The organism is Brevibacillus nigriterrae, from assembly GCF_049846925.1.
Classification (GTDB): Bacteria; Bacillota; Bacilli; order Brevibacillales; family Brevibacillaceae; genus Brevibacillus_H.
In genome coordinates, this window is the sequence record NZ_JBNCMT010000068.1 from 1 (window position 1) to 3,057 (window position 3,057).

Sequence of the window (3,057 nt, forward strand, 5' to 3'; positions counted from 1 at the left end):
GCGCCTTCCCTAATAATGATTTGATAGGCGCTTTGCCTGTCCCCATCAGGGTCGGTGAATCTCCAGGTAATGGTCGGTGTTAAAGTAGGCACTGGAGTTGGTGATGCACTTGTACCGGTTGGATCTAGATCGTTGGGGGCGCTAGGCGCTTGATTTGTTATAAAATATTGAGGTGCAGTTACGGCACTCCACATTGAGGTGCTATCTACTACTTGTACAGTCCAGTAGTATTTTGTGCCCGCAGTTAACATTCCAGCTGGTACGTCATAAAAAGTTCGTGCTGAACTATATATTGTAGGGTAATTCACCATGGCTGCAGTTGCAGCGTTATAAATCTTCACAAGGAATGCTTCCTGTGCGTGTCCTTCGTAATCGGTATATGTCCAGTTGAGCCTGGGAGTTACGTTTGCCCTTGCAGGTGATCCACTTGTACCCGTTGGGCTAGTCGGAGTAGCCGTAGGTGCTTGAGTTGTTTTAAAATATTGGTCTACGCTGTCGGAGCTTTCTGCGTTTGCTTGGTCCCATATCTTTACAGTATAGTGGTAGGTTGTATTCGATTGTAGTGTATTAGCTGGTACTTCATAAGAGTATGTACCGGATTGTACCTTCCCGCTGTTTTTTACTACACGTGTGCCTTCCTTAATAATGACCTGATAGGCGCTTTGCGTGTCCGCAGGGTCAGGGTCAGTAAATCTCCAGCTAATGGTAGGTGTTAAAGTAGTCACTTTAGTTGGTGATGAACTTGGACCAGCTGGGCTCAGGTTGCTGGGGGCGATAGGGGGTCTGTTAGCTTGGAAATAGTTTGGCGAGCTATCCATCCTAAATTTATGTAATCCTTCTAAAAACCAGGAATTTGCGTATAGATATCCACTATCGTCTACTCCGCAGTTTGAAGGGTTCGCAGTGGAATTTTTTAATGCAGCTACGATTGATGGTGTATTGCTTATGGACACAACATATATGTTTTTGGCGATATAAGGATAACATTTTGGGGCGAGAATAATAGTAGATCCTGTTACCCCCATCCCTCCACCTTCTCTTCCAAGTCTTACTACATCAGTTAGTGCTAGGGTGGCGTTTTCAAAAACGATTGTCCAGGCTGTTTCACCTATTTTCCGTTTGTACAAAGAAAAAATTTTACTATCGGTTACAATATTTAGTACATAAAGGGTATCCCCGAGAGCACCTATAAGAAACGGATAATCTAGCGGTTTAGTAGCATCAAAAGGGCCTACAACTTCTGATAAAAGCCATAGTTGCGTATGGCCACTAATTGTATTTTCGGCCATAGCATAGACAGCGGTACAAACATAACCGTTATTCCCAACATAAAAGAAACGATTAGAATAGGGGTCTCCCGTTATCCCTATCAGAGCCTGGTATGTTTGAGGTAAGTTCGGTGTAAGATTAGAATATGGTATCCGTTTTATATGCGAAAAATCACTTTTTCTTATTACGTCCCACTGATGGACAATACTGGTATGTGCTTCGTAACTATTGTACGTAATAATACAATCTTTCAGTACAGCAACGCCCCCACCACCTCTAATCTCAAAATCGGGTGGCCCTGCTTTTCCTACTAATAATACACCCATATCGCAATATTCCTTTCTAGAAATTTTAAAGCCTCGTTAATTCTTGTCATGTGGTTCGATCGCCTTGTTTGCCGATCTTTTGCTCAATGTCCCTTTTCTCAAGGTTTTTCAGTTCTATTGCAGTAATCCCATATCATAGTTATCCTTTCACGGTTTTCTCAATGCTATTCCTTTTATCGTTGAAGTGATCACTATGGCTTATCCAGCGCAACGTGAATCTGGTTGATTCTTTCTTCCATATTAGAGATCAATTCTATAGCGATACGAATTTTGTCCCTTAGGGCAAAAGCAAAAGGGAGCCGGAGCTCCCCTTGCTAACTTCGTTGATTTTTAGGCAGTTTAAATACCGTTTTGTTATTGCCTTTCAGGTAACTCACTTGTCGAACGAGTTAGTCGGCGTAGCCATAGGTGATTACGATGTTTTAAAATATTGGGGTTCAGTTACATCACTATTTGTATTGATATTCCATACTTGTATAGTCCAGTAGTATGTTTTCCCCGCAGTTAACTTTCCAGCCGGTACAACATAATCAAAATCATCGCTATCTGAAAGAATCTCCCCAGTGTCATGCACGATGTGATCATCTTCAGCGTTATAAATCTTCACTTGGAACTTTTCCTGTGCGAGTCCTTCCAGATCAATGTATCTCCATTTAATTGTAGGTGTTAAAGTAGGTACGCTAACAGGATTTGCGCTTGGACCCAATGGGTATTTCGGCTCTGCCGTAGGGGCTTTCCTTGTTTGAAAATACCAAGCTGCGCTGTCCTGGCTTACTTCGCCTGTTTGGTCCCATACCTTTACAGTATAATTATAGGTCGTATTCGATCGCAGTTTATTAGCTGGCACTGTGTAGGAAGATGTGCTGTTGGTGATTTTCCCACTGTTGTCTACTTCAACTGCGCCTTCCCTAATAATGACCTGATAGGCGCCTTGCCTGTCTCCATCAGGGTCGGTAAATCTCCAGGTAATGGTCGGTGTTAAAGTCGGTACTTTCACTGGATTTGTGCTTGGACCAGCTGGATTTAGGTCGACAGGGGCGTTAGGTGCTTGCCTTGTTTGAAAATACCAAGCTGCGCTGTCACGGCTTGCTTCGTCTGTTTGATCCCATACTTTGACCGTATAATTATAGATCGTATTCGATCGCAGTTTATTAGCTGGCACTGTGTAAGAAGATGTGCTGTTGGTGACTTTCCCGCTGTTGTCTACTTCAACTGCGCCTTCCCTAATAATGACCTGATAGGCGCCTTGCCTGTCCCCATCAGGGTCGGTGAATCTCCAGGTAATGGTCGGTGTTAAAGTCGGTACTTTCACTGGGTTTGTGCTTGGACCAGCTGGATTTAGGTCGATAGGGGCGTTAGGTGCTTGCACAATTTCAAAATACTGGGATGGGCTGTCGTGGCTTGGTAAGTCAGCTTGGTCCCATACCTTTACAGTATAGTTATAGAGAGTATTCGAGCGTAG

Annotated in this window: 2 protein-coding genes; both read right to left on the reverse strand. The window is 43.5% G+C overall.

Annotated features, from left to right (window positions below):
- The coding region (locus ACPW7N_RS26430; RefSeq protein ID WP_425654858.1) for a glycoside hydrolase family 78 protein at positions 1 to 1,595 on the reverse strand (1,595 nt) is incomplete at its 3' end.
- Between the two features lie 412 nt (positions 1,596 to 2,007).
- The coding region (locus tag ACPW7N_RS26435; protein ID WP_425654859.1) for a glycoside hydrolase family 78 protein at positions 2,008 to 3,057 on the reverse strand (1,050 nt) is incomplete at its 5' end.